Genomic DNA, 23,265 nt, shown 5'->3' with positions numbered 1-23,265 from the left:
GTTAACGAAAACAAAAAAGAGCGAGATTACTCGCTCTTTTTTTATATCTAGATAAATAAGAAAAAGCCAGTAGCGGTACTACTGACTTTCATTTAAATCATCTTATTTATTAAGAGACTACTTTTTCTTAGTCGGACGCTGCCAGTCAGCAATCTTACGTTCTTTCGCACGGCTGATAACCAGCTCATTTTCCAACACATCACGCGTCACTGTAGAGCCAGCACCAACCGTCGCACCATTACCAATCGTAACAGGCGCTATTAATTGACTATCTGAACCAACAAACACGTCATCACCAATAATGGTCTTAAACTTATTCGCCCCATCGTAGTTACAAGTAATTGCACCCGCCCCTACGTTTACACGCTGACCAATTTCAGCATCGCCCAAGTACGTTAGGTGATTCGCTTTAGAACCTTCACCAAGGCGAGTGTTCTTCACTTCAACAAAGTTACCAACGTGCGAATCGTTACGCATGTCTGCACCAGGGCGTAGGCGAGTAAATGGACCAACCGTACAGTCTTCACCAACAGTCGCTCCTTCGATTACGCTGTATGGACGAATAACTGTGTTGTCATCGATCTCACAGTCTTTCAGCACGCAGCCAGTGCCGATAACCACGTTATCGCCAATGCTTACGCTGCCTTCGATGATAACGTTAGTATCAATCTCAACGTCCATACCGCACTGCAGTTCACCACGCAGATCAAAGCGGCTTGGGTCGCGTAGCATTACGCCTTGCTTCAATAGCTTATCGGCTTGCTCAGCTTGGTAAGCGCGCTCTAGACGAGCCAGTTGAGAGCGGTCGTTTACGCCTTCCACTTCAATCGGGCTTACTGGGTGTACCGCTTCAACTGCACGACCTTCGTCGTGAGCCGCAGCGATAACGTCAGTCAGGTAATATTCACCCTGTGCGTTGTCGTTGCTTAGACCTGACAACCAGCGCTTCAGATCGCCACCAGTCGCCACCATAACGCCGGTATTGATCTCTTTGATAAGCTTCTGCTCATCCGTTGCATCTTTCTGTTCAACGATAGCCACAACAGGGCCATTACGACGAATAATACGTCCGTAGCCCATCGGGTTGTCTAACACGACAGTAAGTAGCGCGATGCCACCGTTTGGTTGAGCGTCTAATAGGTTTTCAATGGTTTCAGGTGAGATTAGTGGAACATCACCGTAGAGCACCAATACTTTTTCATCATCAGCGAAATGTGCAGATGCTTGATCCACAGCGTGACCTGTGCCGAGCTGTTCAGCTTGCAGTGCCCAGTTTACAGATTCTTCAGCTAAGGTAGCCTTCATCTGATCACCACCGTGGCCGTAAACCAGGTTGATGTTTTGAGCGCCTAGACCATTACATGTATCGATAACATGCTTCACCATTGGCTTACCCGCAAGTGTGTGCAGAACCTTTGGTGTGTTTGAATACATGCGAGTGCCTTTGCCCGCCGCGAGAATTACCGCGCTAAACTTCATTGTAAACCTATCCAACGTTATTTTTATTAAGCCGATATTGTAACCGTTTTTGGGCAAAAAATTAAATCACAATAACCATTTAACCAGTAGTGATACGTAAAAGAAGCATTTTTGAGAATCTAAAAATGCAAAAAGGCGACCCTTAGGTCGCCTTTATCTCAGAGTCTGTAATCTTAAAAAGATTAACGACGCTGTTTTGTCAGTTCGATAACTCGTAACTGAGCAATGGCTTTAGCCAGTTCACCGGCCGCTTGTGCGAAGTCTATGTCGCCATGCTGATTTTGGATATTCTCCACAGCCTTGCGCTTAGCTTCTTCCGCCTTTGCTGCGTCTAGCTCTTCACCACGGATAGCTGTATCAGCCAGTACAGTTGCTGTACCAGGCTGAACTTCTACCATACCACCAGAAACATAAATGATTTCTTCGTGGCCGTGCTGCTTAACAATACGCACCATGCCAGGCTTGATAGCGGTCAGCAGTGGACAGTGACCATGGAAAATACCAAGTTCACCCTCACTACCGGTCACCTGAAACGTCTCAACAAGGCCTGAGAAAATTTGTTTCTCTGCACTTACAACGTCTAGGTGAAAGGTTATTGCTGCCATATCGCCTCCTAGTTAGCCTTATAGCTTCTTAGCATTCTCGATAGCTTCGTCAATTGCACCACAGTACATGAACGCTTGCTCTGGAATGTCATCGTATTCACCAGATAGAAGACCTTGGAAGCCACGTAGAGTCTCTTTAAGAGGTACGTAAATGCCTGGGTCACCTGTAAATACTTCCGCTACGTGGTAAGGCTGAGTTAGGAACTTCTCAATCTTACGAGCACGAGATACAACTTGCTTATCTTCTTCAGATAGCTCGTCCATACCTAGGATAGCAATGATATCTTTCAGCTCTTTATAGCGCTGAAGAGTAGACTGAACGCCACGAGCGATGTCGTAGTGCTCTTGTCCAACTACCAATGGATCCAGTTGACGTGAAGTAGAATCTAGCGGGTCGATCGCAGGGTATAGACCCATAGATGCGATGTTACGGTTAAGTACAACCGTTGCATCCAAGTGAGCGAACGTTGTTGCTGGAGACGGGTCAGTCAAGTCATCCGCAGGTACGTATACCGCCTGTACAGACGTGATAGAACCAGCTTTAGTTGACGTGATACGCTCTTGTAGAACACCCATTTCTTCAGCCAGTGTAGGTTGGTAACCTACCGCAGAAGGCATACGACCTAGAAGTGCTGATACTTCAGTACCTGCTAGTGTGTAACGGTAGATGTTATCAACGAACAGTAGAACGTCACGACCTTCGTCACGGAAGCGCTCTGCCATTGTTAGGCCAGTCAGGGCAACACGTAGACGGTTACCTGGTGGCTCGTTCATCTGACCGTAAACCATCGCTACTTTTGATTCTTCAGGTTTTTCGATGTTTACAACACCTGCTTCCTGCATCTCAAAGTAGAAATCGTTACCTTCACGAGTACGCTCACCTACACCTGCAAATACAGATAGGCCTGAGTGTTGAAGTGCGATGTTGTTGATAAGTTCCATCATGTTAACGGTCTTACCTACACCAGCACCACCGAATAGACCGATTTTACCACCCTTAGCGAATGGACAAATCAAGTCGATTACTTTAACACCAGTTTCTAGAAGAGCTGTCTCGTTAGACTGCTCTTCGTAGCTTGGAGCTTCACGGTGAATGGCGTAATGCTCTTCAGCACCAATCTCGCCACACTCATCAATCGCGTCACCTAGGACATTCATGATACGACCCAATGTCTTAGTACCTACTGGTACTGAGATTGGAGCGCCAGTATTTTCAACTGTCAAACCACGACGTAAACCATCAGAGCTACCCATTACGATTGCGCGAACTACGCCACCGCCAAGTTGTTGCTGAACTTCAAGAACTAGACGTTCTTGTACTTCATTAACATTCAGAGCGTCGTATACACGAGGTACTTCACCCTGTGGGAACTCTACGTCGACTACCGCACCGATGATCTGTACGATCTTACCTGTAGCCATCGTTAATCCTCTAACTATTTAGTTTTACCTAAGCTTAAACCGCAGCTGCGCCTGAAACGATCTCAGAAAGTTCTTGTGTAATTGCCGCTTGACGCGCTTTGTTGTACACAAGTTCTAAGTCATCAATAATGTCACCAGCGTTATCTGTTGCTGATTTCATAGCAATCATTCGAGCCGCTTGCTCACAAGCAAGGTTCTCGACCACACCTTGATATACTTGAGATTCGACGTAGCGAACCAGTAGTGCATCTAGTAGTGGTTTTGGCTCAGGCTCATAAATGTAGTCCCAAGCATGATCGCGTTTCATGTCTTCGCTGTCTGATTTAGGCAAAGGAAGTAATTGATCGATCGTTGGTTCTTGTACCATAGTGTTTTCAAACTTGTTGAACACTACGAACAGGCGATCCAATTCGCCTTCATCATATTTCTTCAGCATAACGCTTACAGAGCCAATCAAGTCTTCAAGGCTTGGGCGATCGCCCAGACCAGAAACTTGAGCTGCTACTTTCGCGCCGCTGTTGTTGAAAAATGCTGTCGCTTTTGAACCTACAATTGCAAGTTCAACGTCAGCACCTTTCTCAGACCAATCTTTCATGTCGTTCATGGCTTTTTTGAACAAATTAATGTTCAAACCACCACAAAGACCACGGTCTGTAGAAACGATGATGTAACCAACACGTTTGGCTTCACGTTCCTCAAGATAAGGATGCTTATACTCGAGGCTACCATTAGCCAAATGACCGATCACTTTACGCATTGTTTCTGCATATGGACGAGTAGCTTCCATTGCGTCTTGAGAACGACGCATTTTTGAAGCTGCTACCATTTCCATTGCTTTCGTAATCTTCTGTGTGCTTTTAACACTACCGATTTTATTACGTATCTCTTTTGCGCCGGCCATCGTTACTCTCCGTTAATGGTATGAGGTGGCCCTAAGACCACCTACCAATTACCAGGTCTGGGTTGCCTTGAAATCGTCAACAAGCTTCTTCAGCTCAGCTTCGATTTCTTTATTGAAAGCACCCGTTGTGTCGATCTGTGTTGCTAGATCGGCATATTGACCACGAGCAAACGACAGTAAAGCAGCTTCAAAGTCTAGAACTTTAGAAAGTTCAACGTCTTGAAGGTATCCACGCTCTGCAGCGAAGATTACTAGAGCTTGGTCAAATACAGACATAGGAGCGTATTGCTTCTGCTTCATCAGTTCTGTAACTTTTTGACCGTGGTCTAGCTGCTTCTTAGTCGCTTCATCAAGATCCGAAGAGAACTGAGCAAATGCTGCAAGTTCACGGTATTGAGCTAGAGCAGTACGGATACCGCCAGATAGCTTCTTGATGATTTTAGTCTGCGCCGAACCACCTACACGAGAAACTGAGATACCAGGGTCAACAGCTGGACGTACGCCCGCGTTGAATAGCTCAGTTTGTAGGAAGATCTGACCATCGGTAATCGAGATTACGTTCGTCGGTACGAATGCAGATACGTCACCAGCTTGCGTTTCGATGATAGGAAGAGCAGTTAAAGAACCCGTCTTGCCTTTCACTTCGCCTTTAGTGAATTCTTCTACGTAGTGTTCGCTTACACGAGCAGCACGCTCTAGTAGACGAGAGTGAAGGTAGAAAACATCACCTGGGAACGCTTCACGACCTGGTGGACGCTTAAGTAGTAGCGAGATTTGACGGTAAGCTACAGCTTGCTTAGATAGGTCATCATAAACAATCAGTGCATCTTCACCGCGATCACGGAAGTATTCGCCCATCGCACAACCAGCATACGGTGCAAGGTATTGCAGCGCTGCAGATTCAGAAGCCGATGCAACAACAACAACAGTGTTTGCTAGTGCGCCGTGCTCTTCTAGTTTGCGAACTACGTTAGCAATAGTCGACGCTTTTTGGCCGATAGCTACGTAGATAGAGAAAATACCAGAATCTTTTTGGTTAATAATCGCATCGATCGCCATTGCTGTTTTACCAGTCTGACGGTCACCGATTACTAGTTCACGTTGACCACGACCGATAGGGATCATTGAGTCAACAGACTTGTAACCAGTTTGAACAGGTTGATCTACCGATTTACGGTCGATTACACCTGGTGCGATAATTTCTACAGGCGAAGTCAATTTAGCTTCGATTGGACCTTTACCATCAATTGGCTCACCTAGCGTGTTTACAACACGACCAAGCATTTCAGGACCTACTGGTACTTCTAGAATACGACCAGTACCTGTAACTTTCATGCCTTCCTGTAGGTCAGCATACGGGCCCATTACAACAGCACCAACCGAATCACGGTTCAAGTTCAGTGCTAGAGCGTAACGGCCACCCGGTAGTTCGATCATTTCACCTTGCATCACGTCCGCTAGGCCGTGGATGCTAAGGATGCCATCGCTTACAGAAACGATAGTACCTTCATTGCGAGCTTCACTAACAACGTCGAAAGATTCAATACGTTGTTTAATTAGATCGCTAATTTCAGTGGAATTAAGTTGCATGCTCCAATCCCCATTAAGACTGCAATGCATCGCTCAGGCGGTCTAAACGACTGCGCGCTGAGTTATCGATGACTAGGTCTCCGGCTCGAATAATAACTCCACTAAGTAGAGTCTCATCTATACTGCAATTCAGCTGAACTTTGCGCGCAAGGCGCAGTTCCAATTTGCTGATAATGCTTGTGCGTTGTTCTTCAGAAAGTTCAACAGCTGAAGTAACTTCAACGTCGATCTCTTTCTCATACTCTTTTTTGAGTATAAAGAACTCTTTACAAACATCAGGAAAAGCCATTAAGCGGCCATTCTCTGCCATCACTTTAATTAAGTTCTGGCCGAATTCATCAAATTGTTCGCCACAAATTACAATGAATACTTCAGCTAATTTTTCAGCAGTCATAGAACCGCTTAATAAATTGTGAACATCATCATTTTGTGCCACTTCGGCAGCAAAAGTAAGCATTTGACCCCATTGGTCTAGCTCACCTTTATCTACCGCAAAGTCAAACGCTGCTTTAGCATAGGGGCGTGCGATTGTAGTCAAATCAGACATATACAGCCCCTTGCTTTAAAGTTTTGCAGTAATGTTGTTAAGAAGATCATCGTGTACATCTTTATCGATTGTACGCTCAAGGATTTTCTCAGCACCAGCTATAGCCAGAGTTGCGACTTGTTTGCGCAGGTCATCACGGGCACGTGTACGCTCTGCTTCAATTTCTGCTTCAGCTTGCGCTAAGATTTTCTGGCGTTCTGCCTGAGCTTCTTCGCGTGCTTCATCAATAATTTGAGCTTTACGTTTGTTTGCCTGATCAATAACCTCAGTTGCAGTGCGCTTTGCTTCTTTCATTTGCTCAGAAGCGTTGGCTTGTGCCAGGTTCAAGTCTTTAGTAGCGCGTTCAGCGGCTACAAGACCGTCAGCAATTTTTTTCTGACGTTCTTCAATTGCTTGCATGATTGGTGGCCATACATATTTCATGCAGAACCAAACAAACAGTGAAAAAGCAATTGCTTGACCTAGCAGAGTTGCGTTCATATTCACAACAGCTACCCCTCGTTAAGAATCAACTACAAAAATTTAATTAACTATTAAAGAGTTAATTAGCCTGCTAGTTGACCAACAAATGGGTTAGCAAACGTGAATAGTAGTGCGATTACGATACCGATCATTGGAACAGCATCCAGTAGACCAGCGATGATGAACATCTTAACTTGTAGCATTGGAGCCATTTCAGGTTGACGCGCAGCGCCTTCTAGGAATTTACCACCAAGAATAGCAAAACCAATTGCAGTACCTACGGCACAAAGACCAACAATAATAGCAACAGCGATTGCTGAAAAACTTAGTACAGTTTCCATTTACGTTCTCCGATTAACATTAATAGTTAGAATAAAGCTTAAAAATTTTTTAGTGATCACTATCTTCATGAGCCATTGATAAGTAAACGATTGTCAACATCATGAAAACAAACGCTTGAATCAATATAACTAAGATATGGAAGATAGCCCAAGGTAGTGCACCTACCCATTGTAAGTACCACGGTAGCATTGCCGCGATAAGAATAAACACCACCTCACCCGCAAACATATTACCAAATAAACGCATACCTAGAGATAGTGGCTTCGCTAATAACGAAATTACCTCAAGTACCAAGTTAAATGGGATCATGATTGGGTGATTAAATGGATGCAGTGCCAATTCTTTAGCAAATCCGCCTAGGCCTTTCACTTTGATGCTGTAGTAGATCATCAGAGCAAAAACACCCAAAGCCATTGCCATGGTTATATTTACATCAGCTGTAGGAACCACTTTCAAGTAAGGGATACCTAGCCAATGCTCTGCAGGATATGGTAAGAAATCGATAGGCACTAAGTCCATCAAGTTCATAATGATAATCCAGCAGAATATAGTCAGTGCTAGTGGGGCAATCAGAGGGTTGCGACCATGGAAAGTTTCTTTAACGTTGTCGCCAACGAATTCCACTACCATTTCAACAAAACACTGAAGCTTACCAGGTACACCTACTGTTGCTTTCTTAGCGACTGAGCGAAAAACCCAAAGGAATAACATCCCTGTCAACACCGAAAAAAACAGACTGTCTATATGTACGTTCCAGAAACTTGTCTCCTCTACAAGACCAAACTTAGCTAAAGAAAGGTTTTGTAAATGGTGTTCAATGTATCCGGATGCTGTTGGCGCAGCCATAACTCATCCTATTTTTTATTGTTAATGAAAAGCACTGGCGCAAAGATATTAATACCTAGAACCAGTAAATAGGTCAGTTTGAGGGGAATTAATTCCACCTGCATATACATGTAGACAATAGAGAATAGTAGAACTGTGATAAGGATCTTTAGTGCTTCACCTGCATAGAACGACGCCGCAACTAACTTAGTTGCGCGAGCTCCACAAAATAGGAAAGCACACACACAAAAAACCACATTCGCGATGACAAAAATACCGCCACCAACCAATGCAGCAAAACCCCAATCAGGATTAACAGCTAAACCTAACCCTATCGCCACTAATATAACCGCGCTAAGCTCGATCAATAACATTTGCTTTGCAAGCACTCGTCCTGGTCTTGCTAACGCCGCTACCATGTATTCGTTCCTCTTTAAGCCCACTTTACCACTCGCTTAAAAGCGTGCTGAGAAATTGGCGAAAATTATACGTTCAGCCAAATTGATTGCAATAAGAATGCAGCAATCATTTACATTTCTGTATACAAACCGACAACTTTTGTAAGAAATTACTTGTTTATTACATAATTGACCTAAATCAATTATCTCATTTAGTACTCTAGTTTAGCAATAAGTTGCTCTAATTTGTGAGGCTCATCAAGAGTAATTGTCACTTTTGACTTACCGCTAACAGAACGAGTAACTGAAACGTTTGCTTGCAATTTTTCCGTGAGTCTTCGTGAAAGTTCGATGGCCTCAGTGTCTTCGGGCTTCGATTCAGCTTCAACGTCTGGTTTTAAGCACTTTTTGACAAGTTGCTCAGTTTGACGCACGGTCATTTTTTTGGTTGCTGCGGTATTCGCTGCCTCAACCTGGGTAACACCTTCAAGCGCAAGCAGTGCTCTAGCATGCCCCATTTCTAGTTGTTTACTGGAAACTAAACCTTTTACTTCATTTTCGAGCTGATTTAGACGTAATAAGTTACTAACGGTAGCTCTGGATTTACCAATCACATCGGCGACCTGCTGATGTGTCAGTGAAAACTCGTTCTGCAAGCGCTCTAGCGCTTGTGATTCTTCGATAACATTCAGATCTTCACGTTGAATGTTCTCGATCAATGCCATCGCAATCGCGGCCTTGTCTTCTACTCTCTTGATCAAGCATGGAACTTGTTTAAGACCAGCTTGACGAGCCGCTCTCCAACGACGTTCACCAGCAATAATCTCAAATTGGTCGTGCGCTAAAGGGCGTACAACGATCGGTTGGATAATGCCTTGAGATTGTATAGATGCCGCTAACTCTTCTAGCGCTTCCGGCGCAATATCCTTACGCGGTTGATATACACCAGGCTTTAAGCAACCAACAGCCAGTTCAATAAGCTCACCATCAGCCGACAACGCCTGACTATGAGAAGCAACTTGCTGTTTTTCACGAGCCAATGAGCTAGTTGCAAGCAATGCATCTAGCCCTTTTCCTAAACCACGCTTAGACATTGAGCGAATTCCTTTGGTTGGACCTATACTGGGACTTCTTCACGACGCAACATTTCGCCAGCAAGAGCAAGGTAAGCCTTAGCTCCTGCGGAATATTTGTCGTAGTACATTGCTGGCTTGCCGTGACTCGGGGCTTCTGCCAGACGCACATTTCTAGGGATCACAGTTCGGTAGACTTTGCTACCAAAGTGTTTTTTGAGTTGATCAGATACTTCGTTCGATAAGCGGTTGCGAGGATCGTACATAGTACGCAGAAGACCTTCGATCTTCAGGTTCTCGTTTACAACAGCCGCTAGCTTACTGATGGTATCCATCAATGCAGTCAAACCTTCCAAAGCAAAGTATTCACATTGCATAGGAACCAATACGGAATCGGCCGCAGCCATCGCGTTGATTGTAAGAAGGTTTAATGAGGGCGGGCAATCAATAAAGATGAAATCATAGTTATTACGAATGGGTTCGAGTGCATTTTTTAAACGAACTTCACGAGCAAACACTTCCATCAGCTTGATTTCTGCCGCAGTAACATCACCGTTCGCGGCGATGAGGTCATAATTGCCAGATGTACTCCGGCAAACCACCTCATCAAATGGGGTGTCTTCAACCAACAAATCGTAAGCTGTTGCTTCAACTTGATACTTGTCGACACCGCTCGCCATAGTGGCATTACCTTGAGGATCGAGGTCAACAACCAATATCTTGCGTTTTGTTGCCGCCATTGATGCTGCTAAATTAATGCAAGTTGTTGTTTTTCCTACGCCACCCTTCTGGTTGGCAATTGCTACGATTCTACCCACTATGGCCTCGCTGATTATCCCTGACGCGATAAAGTAACTAGATGACGCTCTCCATCAAGCTCTGGCACTTGCAAAGCTTTAATGTCTGTCACTGAACACCATTCAGGTAACAGGTCGATTTCGTCTCTAGGATGTTGTCCCTTAAGAGCCAAAAATACACCGGATTGCTCTTTAGGTAAATGGTGACACCACTCTACCATGTCTGTCATTGACGCAAATGCACGACTGAGCACTGCATCAAACTTTTCTTCTGGTTGAAATTCTTCAACGCGACTTTGAACCGGTACCACGTTGTCGATACCCAGCTCATGAATCACCTGTTTGATAAAACGAATACGCTTACCTAGGCTGTCTAGCAAGTAAAACTCGCAGTCTGGATTCATGATTGAGAGCGGAATCCCAGGAAGACCAGGTCCCGTACCCACATCGATAAAGCGCTTACCTTGTAAGTGAGTGCTAACAATGATGCTATCTAAGATATGTTTCACCATCATTTCTTGTGGGTCACGAACTGATGTTAGGTTATAAGCTTTGTTCCACTTGTTCAGTAACTCAACGTAGCCAACCAACTGGCCACGTTGTTTTTCAGATACTTCAAGTTCAGTCTGGCCAATAAGGTGATCCAGTTTTTCGCGTAATGCGCTCATTATGCTTCCTCACCTTTTTTCAACAGGCCGTGTTTTTTCAAGTAAACCAACAGAATTGAGATTGCTGCAGGTGTGATACCTGAAATTCGCGAAGCAATACCAATTGAGTCAGGCTTAGCTGTCGTTAGTTTAAGAACCACTTCGTTAGAAAGTCCTTTTACCTTGCTGTAATCGATATCAGCAGGCAGTTTGGTGTTTTCATGACGCAGTGATTTTTCAATTTCGTCTTGTTGACGCTGAATGTAACCATCGTACTTCACTTGGATCTCAACTTGCTCAGACGCTTGTTGATCTTCCAGTGCAGGACCAAAACGATCCAATGCGGTTAACTGTGAATAAGTCATTTCAGGGCGACGAAGAAGATCTTCACCGCTCGCTTCACGAGACATTGGTGTTTTCAGAATTTGGTTCAGTTGATCAATATCTTCAGATTTTGGATTAATCCAAGTCTCTTTCAGACGTTGACGCTCCTTCTCCATGTTTTCCATCTTCTCGTTGAAACGAGCCCAACGAGCGTCATCAACAAGGCCAAGTTCACGCGACTTTTCAGTCAAGCGGATATCGGCGTTGTCTTCACGAAGCAGCAGACGGTATTCCGCGCGAGACGTAAACATGCGGTAAGGTTCTTTGGTACCCATGGTAGATAGGTCGTCGATAAGCACGCCCATGTAAGCTTGGTCACGACGTGGACTCCAGCCTTCTTTGCCTTGAGTAAACAAACTTGCATTCAGACCGGCCATCAAGCCTTGTGCAGCCGCTTCTTCATAGCCAGTGGTACCGTTGATTTGACCCGCAAAGAATAGACCTTTGATAAACTTAGTTTCGTAAGTCAGCTTAAGGTCGCGAGGATCAAAGAAATCGTACTCAATCGCATAGCCAGGGCGAACGATATGAGCATTTTCAAAGCCCTTCATCGAACGAACAATTTGAACCTGTACATCAAACGGCAGACTGGTAGAGATACCATTCGGGTATAGCTCGTGAGTCGTTAGACCTTCTGGCTCAATAAAAATTTGGTGACTGTTCTTGTCAGCAAAACGCATTACTTTGTCTTCAATCGAAGGGCAGTAACGAGGGCCAATGCCTTCAATCACACCCGCGTACATAGGGCTGCGATCAAGGTTGGCACGAATTACGTCATGCGTATTTTCATTGGTATGCGTGATGTAACATGGAATTTGACGAGGTTGTTGAGCTCGGCTGCCCATGAACGAGAAAACAGGCGTCGGGTTATCACCGTGCTGAACCTCAAGCTCAGAAAAATCAACGCTACGCGCATCGATACGAGGAGGAGTACCTGTTTTCAGGCGATCAACTCGGAATGGAAGATCACGAAGACGGTCAGCCAGTGCGATCGATGGTGGATCACCAGCACGGCCACCTGAAGAACTTTCCATACCAATATGGATCTTGCCGCCTAGGAATGTGCCCACAGTCAGAACCACAGCGCTTGCGCGGAACTTAAGGCCCATCTGCGTTACCACACCTACCACTTGATCCTGTTCAACGATCAAGTCATCAACCGACTGTTGGAACAAAGTCAGGTTTGGCGTGTTTTCAAGAACGTTACGAACAAAGGCTTTGTACAGTGCGCGGTCAGCTTGTGCACGAGTAGCACGAACCGCAGGGCCTTTTGATGCGTTCAATGTTCTGAACTGAATACCTGCATGATCAATAGCTTGCGCCATTAATCCACCCATTGCATCGACCTCTTTTACCAAGTGGCCCTTACCGATCCCGCCAATGGCTGGGTTACAAGACATTTGTCCTAGTGTATCGATATTATGAGTAAGTAATAACGTACTTTGACCAGTACGTGCAGATGCGAGTGCGGCTTCCGTTCCTGCATGGCCACCACCAACAACGATGACGTCAAATTTTTCGTGATAAAGCATGAACCGACCTCAGGTATTCAAACGTTTTCTAGATTGATAAAAAGGAGCGATATTCTACCTGTTTTCATAGCCTGAGAAAACGTTTTTGGGATTTTTCGAAAAAGCTGTTTTTAATTAATATAGATAAGATCTTTAAGGAGATCTTTTATTAGATCTATTATTAGGATCGAGGGTATCTGTGGATAAGTCGGAAATGATCAACGAGATCATGGATCTTTTTTGGATCAAATGATGTGATCTAACTTTGATCAGGATGAGGATTAGCTGGGATCAAAATGGCTACTTATTCACAGGAGGAAATTAGCCTAAAACTTGTTATTTGGATAACTATAGGTTAATCACCGTATATGTATGATCTTATCCACAGCAGAAATTGAAAATAGATCGCTAATTTTCGATGTTTTTGAAAAAAAGTTATTCACAATCACGATGTTCAGAGACAAAAAAAGCGGCATAAGCCGCTTTTTGAGAGAGGAGAGAGGTTAAAACTGGTCGCTATGATCGTTGAACCAAGCTTCTGCTGCGTCTTCTGGTACCGGAGTTTCCAATACATCGATGGTAAAACAGTCAGAAATAGGCTGAGCACCGAGCTCTTTCATCTGGCTGTGGACTGATTTTCCCGCCAAACAGAAGGTATCGTAACTCGAATCACCAAGCGCCACGACAGCAAAGCGAACCGGGCTTAAATCTGGAGATTGCTGGGTCAATGCGTCGATAAACGGCTTAATATTATCTGGAAATTCACCCGCACCATGAGTTGAAGTCACCAGCAACCAAAAGCCTTGTTGGGGAATATCATCGAATTCAGGCTGATTATGAAGGGTGATCTCGTGGCCTTGCTCTTCAAGATGATCATTAAGGTGATCGCCAACGTACTCTGCACCACCTAAGGTGCTGCCTGTAATAATGTGGATCATTAAGCTGTCCTTACTAAAGAAAAAGGCCAGCATGAGCCGGCCTTTAAAGGTTATTTACCAATACAGAAAGAGGTGAAGATACGGCCGAGTAGGTCATCGGAACTGAATTCACCAGTAATCTCGTTAAGGTGTTGCTGCGTTATACGCAGTTCTTCTGCCAAGATTTCCCCTGCCATATAGCCTTCGAGCTGTTGCTGGCCAATATCTAGATGCTCAGATGCGCGTTCTAGGGCATCTAAGTGGCGACGACGTGCCATGAAGCCACCTTCATTGCCACCAGCAAAGCCCATGCAATCTTTTAAGTGATTACGTAGTGCATCAACGCCTTGTCCCGTCTTTGCTGATAGTCGAATCAGAGTTGGATCATTAACATGGCAAATCCCGAGATCTTCACCGGTTTGATCGGCTTTGTTACGAATCACGGTCATTCCGATGTTATTCGGCAGACGATCAACGAAATCTGGCCAGATATCTTTCGGGTCGGTTGCATCGGTAGTGGTGCCATCGACCATAAATAAAACGCGATCGGCTTGAGCAATTTCTTCCCAAGCGCGTTCAATACCGATTTTTTCGACTTCATCCGAGGCTTCACGCAGGCCTGCGGTATCAATAATGTGCAGTGGCATACCATCAATATGGATATGTTCACGAAGTACATCACGGGTTGTACCTGCAATATCAGTCACAATCGCGGAGTCTTTACCCGATAATGCATTCAGTAAGCTCGACTTACCGGCATTAGGACGACCTGCAATCACCACCTTCATACCTTCACGCATGATGGCACCTTGATTGGCTTCTTGGCGAACCGCTTCGAGGTTGTCGATGATAGCTTGTAAGTCAGCACTTACTTTACCGTCAGCAAGGAAATCAATCTCTTCTTCTGGGAAGTCGATAGCGGCTTCAACATAGATGCGTAAGTGAATCAGAGAGTCCACCAGCGTATTAATGCGTTTCGAGAACTCACCTTGCAACGATTGCAGAGCTGATTTCGCCGCTTCTTCTGAACTGGCATCAATGAGGTCAGCAATCGCTTCTGCTTGGGTTAAATCCATCTTGTCGTTCAAGAAGGCACGCTCCGAGAACTCACCTGGGCGTGCTGCGCGTAGCCCTGGAATAGCGAGGATGCGCTTGATGAGCATATCCATTACCACAGGACCACCGTGGCCTTGCAGCTCTAAAACGTCTTCACCGGTAAACGAGTGCGGGTTAGGAAAGTAAAGCGCGATGCCTTGGTCTAGCTCTAAACCATCGTGAGATTTAAAAGGGGTGTACTCAGCGTAACGTGGTTTCAGTACTTTGCCGGTAACTTCAAGCGCAACTTGGGCTGCTTGTGGGCCTGAAACGCGAATAATACCGACGCCGCCACGGCCGGGTGCAGTCGCTTGAGCAACAATCGTATCTGTAGTCATAGTTGTGCCTGCTAGCATGTGAAAGCCAAAAAGGGGCGCTCACGATTAATCAATTAGCTGAATTGTAATCAGCTAAAAACAAAAAGGCGACCTTTTGGTCGCCTTTCTTTGTCTCTTTCTATTATCGAACTTACTTAGAATGTAAGCCTTTCTTTTCCAGCGCGCGGTAGATAAGCGTTTGCTGAATCAGAGTTACGATGTTCGATACTAGCCAGTATAGAACCAGACCTGAAGGGAAGAACAGGAAGAAGAATGTGAACATAACCGGCATAAAGGTCATGATCTTCTGCTGCATTGGATCCGTTACAGTTGTCGGGCTCATCTTCTGGATTAGGAACATTGAAGCACCCATCAGAAGTGGCAAGATGTAGTATGGGTCTTGTGCTGAAAGGTCAGTAATCCAACCGAAGAACGGTGAGTGACGCAGTTCAACAGACTCCATTAGTGCCCAGTATAGCGAAATGAAGATAGGCATTTGCAGAAGGATAGGTAAACAGCCACCTAGTGGGTTTACTTTCTCTTTCTTGTAAAGCTCCATCATTTCTTGGCTCATGCGTTGACGGTCGTCGCCGATACGCTCACGCATTGCAGTCAGCTTAGGCTGAAGCATACGCATTTTCGCCATAGACGTGTACTGAGCTTTCGTTAGTGGGTACATAGCACCACGAACGATGAAAGTTAGACAGATGATTGCCAGACCCCAGTTCACAACGATGCCTTGAATGAACGAAAGCAGAGTATGAAGTGGTTTAGCAATGAACCATAACCAACCGTAGTCAACTACTAGGTCTAGGTTAGGTGCAACAGCAGCCATTTGGTCTTGAAGTTTAGGACCAACCCAAAGCGTTGCTTTGAAGTTTGCTTCGTCGCCAGTAGCGATGGTTTTGTTCGGCATGCGAACACCGATGTCGCCAAGGTTACCAATTACACGAGTGTAAAGGTTGCTGCCTGCTTCGTCGCGTGGGATCCATGCACTTGCAAAGTAGTGCTGAATCATCGCTGCCCAACCTTGACCGTTTGCTAGGTTAAGAGACAGGTTGCGATCTTGCATGTCGTCGAAGCTGTATTTTTTGTAACGCGTATCTTCCGTAGAGTAAGCACCACCACGGTAAGTTGGCATTGTTAGGCTACCGCCGTCATCCATTACGTTCTGACGCAGGTGAGCGTACATGCCGAATGTCGCGTTGTTACCAGAGTTGTTGACTACATCGTATTCAACATCCATTGCGTAGCTGCCACGCTTAAGGATGAATGTTTTCGTGTAATCAAGGCCGTTCGCTTGGTAAGTCATCGGGATGCGTAGTTCATCCTGACCATCAGCAAGCGTGAAGCTGTCTGCTGAAACTGTGTAGCTTGGGCGGTTTGTGCTGCTTAAATCGATACCTTGAGGACCCACTAGACCGCTTTGTGCGATAAATTGGTGACCTGGTTCGTTTTTAAGAAGAACAAACGTATCTTCAGAATCGAACTCAGCAGAGTAATCGTTTAGGTTTGCTTTAACGACATCACCACCAACCGTATCAATTGACAGAGTCAGTACATCAGTTGTTACTGTGATAGTTTTAGCAGAAGAAGCAACTTGACCAGGAGCCGGGTCTAGATCATCTGCATAAGATGGCGCTGGTAGGGTGCTGCCAGATTGTGCCTGCTCAACCGCTTGTGGTGCTGGATTCTGAGCTACGTTCCATTGTTGGAACAGTAGGAAAGAAACCAAAGCCAATGCGATTAACAGGATATTACGTTGAGAATCCATCGTTATTTATCTCTGTCTTGTTTTTGGACTGGTGGAACGGGGTCAAAGCCCCCTTCGTTCAAAGGATGGCATTTTAATAGACGTTTGCCTGATAACCAACACCCTTTTACAAAACCGTGAGCTTTCAACGCTTCTATCGCATATAAAGAGCAGGTTGGAGTAAATCGGCAGCGTGGGCCGATGAGTGGACTAATAAACCATCTATAAAAATAGATGGGTATTAGCGCTATCCACGCGAAGGGCGAGACAGGCGAAGCCATAATTTGTCGAGTAGCTTGAACATTTCTTCATTGCTTAAATCTTGCGCGCTCTTCTTAGCGATTACAACAAAATCTTTGTTAGGAAGTTTGTGTTGAGTGTTACGAAAGCTTTCACGAGTAAGACGCTTGAATCGGTTACGACCCACGGCGGTTTTAATCTGCTTTTTCGGAACGGCTAATCCAAGACGAGGATTTGAAAGAGAGTTATTTCGGGCAATGATGGTGAAATGAGGGGAGCCAGCTCGATGAGCTTGCTTGAAGACATTTTGATAATGTTCGGGAGTTAACAAGCGTAACTCCCGACCGAAGGCTAGCTTATTCAAAATAATCAAAGATTACTTAGAAAGACGCTTACGGCCTTTTGCACGACGTGCATTGATTGTTGCGCGACCGTTCTTAGTAGCCATGCGAGCACGGAAACCGTGAGTACGCTTACGCTTTAGAACTGTAGGTTGAAAAGTGCGTTTCATTGTAATTACCTTACTGATCAGTAGTTTTAGGTTTTTGTTAAACCCGGCGTGGGCATTTTTTCTCTTCTTTATATAAGAAAGGAAAACCGACGCCTCTCAACAAAGAGGCGGAATTGTAATCACTGTCACAAAAAGTGTCAATGATTGGGTTAACTAAAATTCCGGTCGGGGGATTATACGTAGAATAACTAAAATCACAAGGATCCTTAGTCGATCCCAACCTTATTTAAGAATTTTTTTAATTTAGGATCCTGTGGATTACCAAAAATATCCTGTGGAGATCCCTGCTCGATAATATGACCGTCAGCCATGAAGATCACTCGGTCTGCGACCTCTCTCGCGAACTGCATTTCATGGGTAACCACCAGCATGGTTTGATGCTGATTTGCCAGTTTTTTCATTAGGTTAAGCACTTCGCCAACCCACTCAGGATCGAGCGCTGAAGTCGGCTCATCAAACAGTAAAAGCTCGGGTTGTAGTGCCATTGCACGGCCAATACCCACCCGTTGTTGCTGGCCACCAGAGAGCGCGGCTGGGTAGCTATCACCTTTGTCACCTAAGCCAATATCATCAAGTATTTGTTGTGCTTTTTCATGGGCTTGCTGTTTTTTCCAACCACGAACGGTAATTAAACCTTCAGCAATATTCTGTCTCGCGGTTTGGTGAGCGAACAGTGCATAGTTTTGGAACACAAAACCGGTCTTACGACGCAGTGCAAGCACCTCTGCCTTAGTGTGTTTCTGAGTATCAACCTTGATATCATCAATCGAAATCGTGCCTTGATCGGCTTGCTCTAGAAAATTCACACAACGCAGTAGGGTAGATTTACCCGTACCACTTGAACCTATGATGACAATTATCTCACCTTGTTTGATTTCTAGGTCGATCCCTTTCAAAACTTCGGTGTCACCAAACTGCTTGTGGATATTTTGTAATTTGATCATCGTACATACGCCTTATTCAGTTTCACTTCGGCCCAAATTTGAATACGAGTGAGGATAACCACCACGCCCCAGTAAATCAGTGCGACTGCTAAGAAAGCCTCGAAGAAGCGGAAACTTGAAGAAGCCTCCATCTGAGCTTTAGCCATGATTTCGGCGACACCTAGGGTGAAGGCAAGTGAAGTCGACTTGATCATATCGATGAAGTAGTTCATCAACGACGGCAGTGCCACGCGAGTTGCTTGCGGTAAGATCACTCGGCGCATCGCTTGGCTGGTTGTCATACCGACCGAAAGGCTGGCTTCCATCTGGCTGCGATCAATACCGATAATCGCGGCACGAATACTTTCTGCCATATACGCGGCAAAGTGCAGGGTTAAGCCAATCACAGCGGCGCTGAAGGCATCCAACCCAACCATCCACGGGAAGACTTGTGGTAAGCCGTAATAAAGGAGGAACAGCTGCACCAACAGTGGTGTGCCTCGGAAGAAGCTAATGTACAGCTGGCTCAGTTGGTCGAGCACTGGGATTTTGAATACACGAATATTCGCCAGTATCAGAGACAGGATCAGAGCAAAGAACAAGCCCCAGGTCGCCATCTCCATCGTGGTGCCTAAATACTTCAGTAGTATTGGCAACAGCTCTAGCATGTAATTAAAGTCAAATCCCATAATCTATCTCGTATTTTTATTGGCAGTGTTGTTCTATATGTAAGTACTGTTGTATCAGGTTTTTTAATCAGTGCACAAAAGCAAAAAGCCCACCGCTGTATAAAGCAGTGGGCCTTGAATGGAGAAAGTGAGTAATTACTTCTGAGTAATGTCCGCACCAAACCATTTCTGAGAGATACTTTCTAGCGTACCATCTGCGCGCATTGCTGCTAATGCTTCATTTACTTCTGCTTGCAGTTTTTTGCCGTTATCGTTGTCGACGAAAGGCCAAGCGTTTTCAATTGTTTCGAATGGCTGACCTGCTAGTTGTAATGGTAGACCAGTCTTCTTGATAAGCTCTAGTGCTGATAGGCGATCCATTACGAATGCATCGGCACGACCCAGTGCCACGTCATGTTCAATACCTGTATCGTAGGTTTTGACATTGATCTTGCCATCTTTGTCGTAGCTGCGAAGCAGTTGTTCAAAGTTTGAGCCTAGGTTTACCGCAACCGTCTTGCCATCAAGGTCTTCGATGCCTTTAATGCTGTCATTACCTTTACGAACGGTAATTTGTGCGCCGTCTACTACGTATGGGTCTGCGAATAGGTATTTCGCTTTACGTGCATCCGTCATTGTAATTTGGTTTGAAATGGTATCGATGCGACCCGTTTCAAGAAGACCAAACAGACCAGAGAAGTTTGCCGTTACGTATTCAACCTTGTAATCGTTACGCTTACCGATCTCATCCCATAAATCCACTTCAAAACCCTGTAGCTGGTCTTGTTTAACGAACGTAAACGGGAAATAGCGACCAGACATGCCGACTTTAACTTCAGTCGCAGCTTGAACAGTAGCAGCAGAGAGTGCGATAGCCGCAATTGCAGCCTTAATCCAGTTATTCATTTGGTAACTCCTTATATTTATGGGTTTGGATGTTACTGGGAAAATGCTCACTAGAATAAATAACCAGATGTTATTAACCATAACCAGATTGAATTCCCGATTTGGGGATAACTAGCAAGGATCCGGGCATAAGTGGATCATTGTGTGAGTAAATTAGGGGCAAGATGTGTGGATCCACCGATAAATTACAAATTTATTGTGAATAACTTGGATCTTATTCACTGGATCTGTGATCAATTGCTGGTGATCTGACTTATCAACAGGTAAAATTAGCGGTCATTTCATATTACTTTAAATAGAGTGAGGGCACCGTGTCATCTTCGCTTTGGTTGCAGTGTTTGCAACAGCTTCAAGAAGAGTTACCAGCTACAGAATTCAGTATGTGGGTTCGTCCGTTACAAGCGGAACTCAATGACAATACTCTAACTCTATTTGCACCGAACCGTTTCGTACTCGATTGGGTTCGTGATAAGTATCTAAATAGCATTAACCGTCTGCTGCAAGAATATTGCGGTAACGATATCCCACATCTTCATTTTGAAGTGGGAAGCAAGCGTGTGATTGCACCAAAGCCTGCGACACCGACACCAACTCAGACTCGCACTGCAGCTGATGTGGCCGCTGAGTCATCAGCACCTGCGCAATTACAAGCTCGCAAACCTGTCCATAATATCTGGCGTGATGAAGAGCCTGTCGCGGTTGACTTGAATCACCGCTCAAACGTGAACCCAAAACATAAGTTCAATAACTTTGTTGAAGGTAAGTCGAACCAACTCGGTTTGGCTGCGGCACGTCAGGTTTCTGATAACCCAGGTACAGCCTACAACCCGTTGTTCCTATACGGCGGCACTGGTTTAGGTAAAACGCACTTGTTGCATGCGGTGGGTAACGCCATTGTTGATAATAAGCCGAATGCGAAAGTGGTTTACATGCACTCAGAGCGTTTTGTTCAGGATATGGTAAAGGCTCTGCAAAACAACGCGATCGAAGAATTTAAGCGCTACTACCGTAGTGTTGATGCATTGCTTATCGATGACATCCAATTCTTTGCTAATAAAGAGCGTTCTCAAGAAGAGTTCTTCCATACCTTTAACGCGCTGCTTGAAGGCAACCAACAGATCATCCTAACGTCTGACCGTTATCCAAAAGAGATCAACGGGGTAGAAGATCGTCTTAAATCTCGTTTCGGCTGGGGTTTGACGGTAGCGATTGAGCCACCAGAGCTTGAGACACGTGTTGCGATCTTGATGAAGAAAGCCGAAGACCACCAAATTCACCTTGCGGATGAAGTGGCGTTCTTTATTGCCAAGCGTCTACGCTCTAACGTTCGTGAACTGGAAGGCGCATTGAACCGTGTTATTGCGAATGCAAACTTCACTGGCCGCCCGATCACGATCGACTTCGTGCGTGAAGCACTGCGTGACTTACTTGCCCTGCAAGAAAAACTGGTCACTATTGATAACATTCAAAAGACAGTCGCTGAGTACTACAAAATCAAAGTCGCTGATCTATTGTCTAAGCGTCGTTCTCGTTCTGTTGCTCGTCCACGTCAATTGGCGATGGCACTGGCGAAAGAGCTAACAAACCACAGCTTGCCTGAGATTGGCGATGCATTCGGTGGTCGTGACCACACGACGGTACTACATGCTTGTCGTAAGATTGCTCAGCTGCGTGAAGAGAGCCACGACATTAAAGAAGATTATTCGAACTTGATTCGTACCCTTTCTTCTTAATACACAGTATTCTTAACCTTAATAAGCAGAATCTTGGCCACGTACTATTACGCAGTGCCATTTAGACCGTAAGAGCAAGATATGAAATTTACCATTGAACGTAGTCACCTGATTAAGCCATTACAACAAGTATCTGGCGCACTCGGTGGCAGGCCAACGCTTCCAATTCTAGGAAACCTACTGATTAAAGTAGAAGATAACGTGTTGTCGATGACAGCGACGGATCTAGAAGTTGAACTGATCAGCCGTGTAACGCTTGAAGGTGATTTCGAAGCGGGCAGCATTACCGTACCTTCACGTAAATTCCTAGATATCTGCCGTGGATTGCCAGATAACTCAGTGATCACTGTGGTATTGGATGGTGACCGTATTCAGGTTCGCTCTGGTCGTAGCCGCTTTTCTTTAGCAACATTACCTGCGGCAGATTTTCCAAATATTGAAGACTGGAGCAGTGAAGTTGAAGTGTCAGTGACACAAGCTGAACTTCGCGGTCTTATCGAGAAAACACAATTCTCAATGGCGAACCAAGATGTTCGTTATTACCTCAACGGTATGTTGTTTGAGATTGAAGGCTCTATCCTGCGCAGCGTGGCGACCGATGGTCACCGTATGGCAGTATCTCAAGCACAACTGGGTGCGGATTTTGCTCAGAAGCAGATCATTGTTCCTCGTAAAGGTGTTCAAGAGCTAGTGAAGCTATTGGATGCACCTGAACAGCCAGTAACACTGCAAATTGGTAACTCTAACGTGCGAGCTGAAGTGAACAACTATGTCTTCACTTCTAAGCTGGTTGATGGTCGTTTCCCTGATTATCGCCGCGTAATGCCGCAAAATACCACCAAGACACTTGAAGCTGGCTGTGATGAATTACGTTCAGCATTTTCTCGTGCTGCGATTCTATCGAATGAAAAATTCCGTGGTGTTCGCGTTAACCTTGCGGATAGCGAGATGCGCATTACCGCGAACAACCCAGAGCAAGAAGAAGCAGAAGAAGTACTCGATGTTAACTTCGACGGTGACGCGCTAGAGATTGGCTTCAACGTAAGCTACGTATTGGATGTTCTGAACACACTGCGTTGTGAACAGGTTCGCATCTCAATGTCAGACGCCAATGCGAGTGCTCTTATCGAGAACGCACAAGATGACAGCGCGATGTACGTTGTTATGCCAATTCGCTTATAAGCAGCCCTATGTTGACCTACCGAGTCGTGATTGAAGA

25 protein-coding genes are annotated in these 23,265 nt (G+C 45.2%); 2 read left to right on the top strand and 23 right to left on the bottom strand.

The window, feature by feature from the left end; translation table 11 throughout:
- Positions 1-117: 117 nt before the first annotated feature.
- The 23 genes from glmU to AB6E51_RS12715 form a co-directional block, all read right to left on the bottom strand.
- The gene (gene glmU, locus AB6E51_RS12825; protein WP_102331973.1) at positions 118-1,479 is read right to left on the bottom strand and encodes a bifunctional UDP-N-acetylglucosamine diphosphorylase/glucosamine-1-phosphate N-acetyltransferase GlmU; all 1,362 of its coding nucleotides are present in this window, start codon (positions 1,477-1,479) and stop codon (positions 118-120) included.
- Between the two features lie 182 nt (positions 1,480-1,661).
- A complete protein-coding gene (locus AB6E51_RS12820; protein WP_017058791.1) occupies positions 1,662-2,084 on the bottom strand; it encodes a F0F1 ATP synthase subunit epsilon in 423 nt (140 codons plus the stop codon).
- Between the two features lie 18 nt (positions 2,085-2,102).
- Positions 2,103-3,506, bottom strand: a complete 1,404-nt coding sequence (gene atpD, locus AB6E51_RS12815) for a F0F1 ATP synthase subunit beta (protein WP_017058792.1) — start codon at positions 3,504-3,506, stop codon at positions 2,103-2,105.
- A 34-nt stretch (positions 3,507-3,540) separates the two neighbouring features.
- Positions 3,541-4,407: a F0F1 ATP synthase subunit gamma gene (atpG, locus tag AB6E51_RS12810; RefSeq protein ID WP_017058793.1), complete on the bottom strand. Its 867-nt coding sequence runs from the start codon at positions 4,405-4,407 to the stop codon at positions 3,541-3,543.
- Positions 4,408-4,455: 48 nt separating this feature from the next.
- Complete coding sequence (gene atpA, locus AB6E51_RS12805) at positions 4,456-5,997, bottom strand: F0F1 ATP synthase subunit alpha (RefSeq protein ID WP_017063023.1); 1,542 nt, start codon at positions 5,995-5,997, stop codon at positions 4,456-4,458.
- 13 nt (positions 5,998-6,010) lie between these two features.
- Positions 6,011-6,544, bottom strand: coding sequence for a F0F1 ATP synthase subunit delta (gene atpH / locus AB6E51_RS12800; protein ID WP_010433233.1), 534 nt, complete (start codon positions 6,542-6,544; stop codon positions 6,011-6,013).
- 15 nt (positions 6,545-6,559) lie between these two features.
- Positions 6,560-7,030 (bottom strand): F0F1 ATP synthase subunit B, encoded by a 471-nt coding sequence (gene atpF, locus AB6E51_RS12795; RefSeq protein WP_372058960.1) that lies wholly within the window; start codon positions 7,028-7,030, stop codon positions 6,560-6,562.
- Between the two features lie 59 nt (positions 7,031-7,089).
- Positions 7,090-7,347 carry a F0F1 ATP synthase subunit C gene (gene atpE, locus AB6E51_RS12790; protein WP_004411110.1) on the bottom strand — a complete coding sequence of 86 codons (258 nt, stop codon included), beginning with the start codon at positions 7,345-7,347 and terminating at the stop codon, positions 7,090-7,092.
- A 49-nt stretch (positions 7,348-7,396) separates the two neighbouring features.
- The gene (gene atpB, locus AB6E51_RS12785; RefSeq protein ID WP_009848124.1) at positions 7,397-8,194 is read right to left on the bottom strand and encodes a F0F1 ATP synthase subunit A; all 798 of its coding nucleotides are present in this window, start codon (positions 8,192-8,194) and stop codon (positions 7,397-7,399) included.
- 8 nt (positions 8,195-8,202) lie between these two features.
- The gene (locus AB6E51_RS12780) at positions 8,203-8,592 is read right to left on the bottom strand and encodes a F0F1 ATP synthase subunit I (protein ID WP_010433210.1); all 390 of its coding nucleotides are present in this window, start codon (positions 8,590-8,592) and stop codon (positions 8,203-8,205) included.
- A gap of 191 nt (positions 8,593-8,783) precedes the next feature.
- Positions 8,784-9,665 (bottom strand): ParB/RepB/Spo0J family partition protein, encoded by an 882-nt coding sequence (locus AB6E51_RS12775; RefSeq protein WP_017063024.1) that lies wholly within the window; start codon positions 9,663-9,665, stop codon positions 8,784-8,786.
- 23 nt (positions 9,666-9,688) lie between these two features.
- Positions 9,689-10,462: a ParA family protein gene (locus AB6E51_RS12770; protein ID WP_029235097.1), complete on the bottom strand. Its 774-nt coding sequence runs from the start codon at positions 10,460-10,462 to the stop codon at positions 9,689-9,691.
- Between the two features lie 14 nt (positions 10,463-10,476).
- A complete protein-coding gene (rsmG, locus tag AB6E51_RS12765; protein WP_017058801.1) occupies positions 10,477-11,109 on the bottom strand; it encodes a 16S rRNA (guanine(527)-N(7))-methyltransferase RsmG in 633 nt (210 codons plus the stop codon).
- Positions 11,109-13,004: a tRNA uridine-5-carboxymethylaminomethyl(34) synthesis enzyme MnmG gene (gene mnmG, locus AB6E51_RS12760; RefSeq protein ID WP_017058802.1), complete on the bottom strand. Its 1,896-nt coding sequence runs from the start codon at positions 13,002-13,004 to the stop codon at positions 11,109-11,111. The genes rsmG and mnmG overlap by 1 nt, the downstream gene beginning before the upstream one ends.
- 482 nt (positions 13,005-13,486) lie before the next feature.
- Positions 13,487-13,921 (bottom strand): FMN-binding protein MioC, encoded by a 435-nt coding sequence (mioC, locus tag AB6E51_RS12755; protein WP_372058962.1) that lies wholly within the window; start codon positions 13,919-13,921, stop codon positions 13,487-13,489.
- Between the two features lie 50 nt (positions 13,922-13,971).
- A complete protein-coding gene (gene mnmE / locus AB6E51_RS12750; protein ID WP_029235098.1) occupies positions 13,972-15,333 on the bottom strand; it encodes a tRNA uridine-5-carboxymethylaminomethyl(34) synthesis GTPase MnmE in 1,362 nt (453 codons plus the stop codon).
- 130 nt (positions 15,334-15,463) lie between these two features.
- Complete coding sequence (yidC, locus tag AB6E51_RS12745; RefSeq protein WP_017058806.1) at positions 15,464-17,086, bottom strand: membrane protein insertase YidC; 1,623 nt, start codon at positions 17,084-17,086, stop codon at positions 15,464-15,466.
- A gap of 2 nt (positions 17,087-17,088) precedes the next feature.
- A complete protein-coding gene (gene yidD / locus AB6E51_RS12740; RefSeq protein WP_004735802.1) occupies positions 17,089-17,346 on the bottom strand; it encodes a membrane protein insertion efficiency factor YidD in 258 nt (85 codons plus the stop codon).
- Positions 17,313-17,636 (bottom strand): ribonuclease P protein component, encoded by a 324-nt coding sequence (gene rnpA / locus AB6E51_RS12735; RefSeq protein WP_017055478.1) that lies wholly within the window; start codon positions 17,634-17,636, stop codon positions 17,313-17,315. Before rnpA ends, yidD begins: the two co-directional genes overlap by 34 nt.
- Positions 17,637-17,681: 45 nt before the next feature.
- Positions 17,682-17,816, bottom strand: coding sequence for a 50S ribosomal protein L34 (gene rpmH / locus AB6E51_RS12730; RefSeq protein WP_004735800.1), 135 nt, complete (start codon positions 17,814-17,816; stop codon positions 17,682-17,684).
- Between the two features lie 206 nt (positions 17,817-18,022).
- On the bottom strand, positions 18,023-18,760 hold the full coding sequence (locus AB6E51_RS12725; RefSeq protein ID WP_017058807.1) for an amino acid ABC transporter ATP-binding protein: 738 nt from the start codon (positions 18,758-18,760) through the stop codon (positions 18,023-18,025).
- Positions 18,757-19,428 (bottom strand): amino acid ABC transporter permease, encoded by a 672-nt coding sequence (locus AB6E51_RS12720; protein ID WP_009848134.1) that lies wholly within the window; start codon positions 19,426-19,428, stop codon positions 18,757-18,759. The genes AB6E51_RS12725 and AB6E51_RS12720 overlap by 4 nt, the downstream gene beginning before the upstream one ends.
- Positions 19,429-19,563: 135 nt before the next feature.
- On the bottom strand, positions 19,564-20,313 hold the full coding sequence (locus AB6E51_RS12715; protein ID WP_009848135.1) for an amino acid ABC transporter substrate-binding protein: 750 nt from the start codon (positions 20,311-20,313) through the stop codon (positions 19,564-19,566).
- Positions 20,314-20,624: 311 nt separating this feature from the next.
- Here AB6E51_RS12715 and dnaA point away from each other — a divergent pair, with 311 nt between their 5' ends.
- Both dnaA and dnaN read left to right on the top strand, forming a co-directional pair.
- A complete protein-coding gene (gene dnaA, locus AB6E51_RS12710) occupies positions 20,625-22,046 on the top strand; it encodes a chromosomal replication initiator protein DnaA (protein WP_017058808.1) in 1,422 nt (473 codons plus the stop codon).
- Between the two features lie 81 nt (positions 22,047-22,127).
- A complete protein-coding gene (dnaN, locus tag AB6E51_RS12705; protein ID WP_017058809.1) occupies positions 22,128-23,228 on the top strand; it encodes a DNA polymerase III subunit beta in 1,101 nt (366 codons plus the stop codon).
- The last annotated feature ends 37 nt before the right edge of the window (positions 23,229-23,265 follow it).

Origin of the sequence: Vibrio sp. 10N.247.311.47, from assembly GCF_041467535.1 — a bacterium.
Taxonomy (GTDB): domain Bacteria; phylum Pseudomonadota; class Gammaproteobacteria; order Enterobacterales; family Vibrionaceae; genus Vibrio; species Vibrio crassostreae_C.
The sequence above is the reverse complement of the archived record's forward strand: the minus strand, read 5'-3'. Positions and strand labels throughout refer to the sequence as shown.

Excerpts from the sequence above, each read along its gene's own strand:
- AB6E51_RS12725 (WP_017058807.1), bottom strand. The coding sequence starts at position 18,760 with ATGATCAAATTACAAAATATCCACAAGCAGTTTGGTGACACCGAAGTT.
- rpmH (WP_004735800.1), bottom strand. The coding sequence starts at position 17,816 with ATGAAACGCACTTTTCAACCTACAGTTCTAAAGCGTAAGCGTACTCAC.
- mnmG (WP_017058802.1), bottom strand. The coding sequence starts at position 13,004 with ATGCTTTATCACGAAAAATTTGACGTCATCGTTGTTGGTGGTGGCCAT.
- atpH (WP_010433233.1), bottom strand. The coding sequence starts at position 6,544 with ATGTCTGATTTGACTACAATCGCACGCCCCTATGCTAAAGCAGCGTTT.
- atpG (WP_017058793.1), bottom strand. The coding sequence starts at position 4,407 with ATGGCCGGCGCAAAAGAGATACGTAATAAAATCGGTAGTGTTAAAAGC.
- AB6E51_RS12820 (WP_017058791.1), bottom strand. The coding sequence starts at position 2,084 with ATGGCAGCAATAACCTTTCACCTAGACGTTGTAAGTGCAGAGAAACAA.
- AB6E51_RS12780 (WP_010433210.1), bottom strand. The coding sequence starts at position 8,592 with ATGGTAGCGGCGTTAGCAAGACCAGGACGAGTGCTTGCAAAGCAAATG.
- atpA (WP_017063023.1), bottom strand. The coding sequence starts at position 5,997 with ATGCAACTTAATTCCACTGAAATTAGCGATCTAATTAAACAACGTATT.
- atpB (WP_009848124.1), bottom strand. The coding sequence starts at position 8,194 with ATGGCTGCGCCAACAGCATCCGGATACATTGAACACCATTTACAAAAC.
- atpD (WP_017058792.1), bottom strand. The coding sequence starts at position 3,506 with ATGGCTACAGGTAAGATCGTACAGATCATCGGTGCGGTAGTCGACGTA.
- mioC (WP_372058962.1), bottom strand. The coding sequence starts at position 13,921 with ATGATCCACATTATTACAGGCAGCACCTTAGGTGGTGCAGAGTACGTT.
- atpE (WP_004411110.1), bottom strand. The coding sequence starts at position 7,347 with ATGGAAACTGTACTAAGTTTTTCAGCAATCGCTGTTGCTATTATTGTT.
- AB6E51_RS12720 (WP_009848134.1), bottom strand. The coding sequence starts at position 19,428 with ATGGGATTTGACTTTAATTACATGCTAGAGCTGTTGCCAATACTACTG.
- AB6E51_RS12715 (WP_009848135.1), bottom strand. The coding sequence starts at position 20,313 with ATGAATAACTGGATTAAGGCTGCAATTGCGGCTATCGCACTCTCTGCT.
- dnaN (WP_017058809.1), top strand. The coding sequence starts at position 22,128 with ATGAAATTTACCATTGAACGTAGTCACCTGATTAAGCCATTACAACAA.
- rsmG (WP_017058801.1), bottom strand. The coding sequence starts at position 11,109 with ATGAGCGCATTACGCGAAAAACTGGATCACCTTATTGGCCAGACTGAA.
- glmU (WP_102331973.1), bottom strand. The coding sequence starts at position 1,479 with ATGAAGTTTAGCGCGGTAATTCTCGCGGCGGGCAAAGGCACTCGCATG.
- mnmE (WP_029235098.1), bottom strand. The coding sequence starts at position 15,333 with ATGACTACAGATACGATTGTTGCTCAAGCGACTGCACCCGGCCGTGGC.
- yidD (WP_004735802.1), bottom strand. The coding sequence starts at position 17,346 with ATGGCTTCGCCTGTCTCGCCCTTCGCGTGGATAGCGCTAATACCCATC.
- yidC (WP_017058806.1), bottom strand. The coding sequence starts at position 17,086 with ATGGATTCTCAACGTAATATCCTGTTAATCGCATTGGCTTTGGTTTCT.
- AB6E51_RS12775 (WP_017063024.1), bottom strand. The coding sequence starts at position 9,665 with ATGTCTAAGCGTGGTTTAGGAAAAGGGCTAGATGCATTGCTTGCAACT.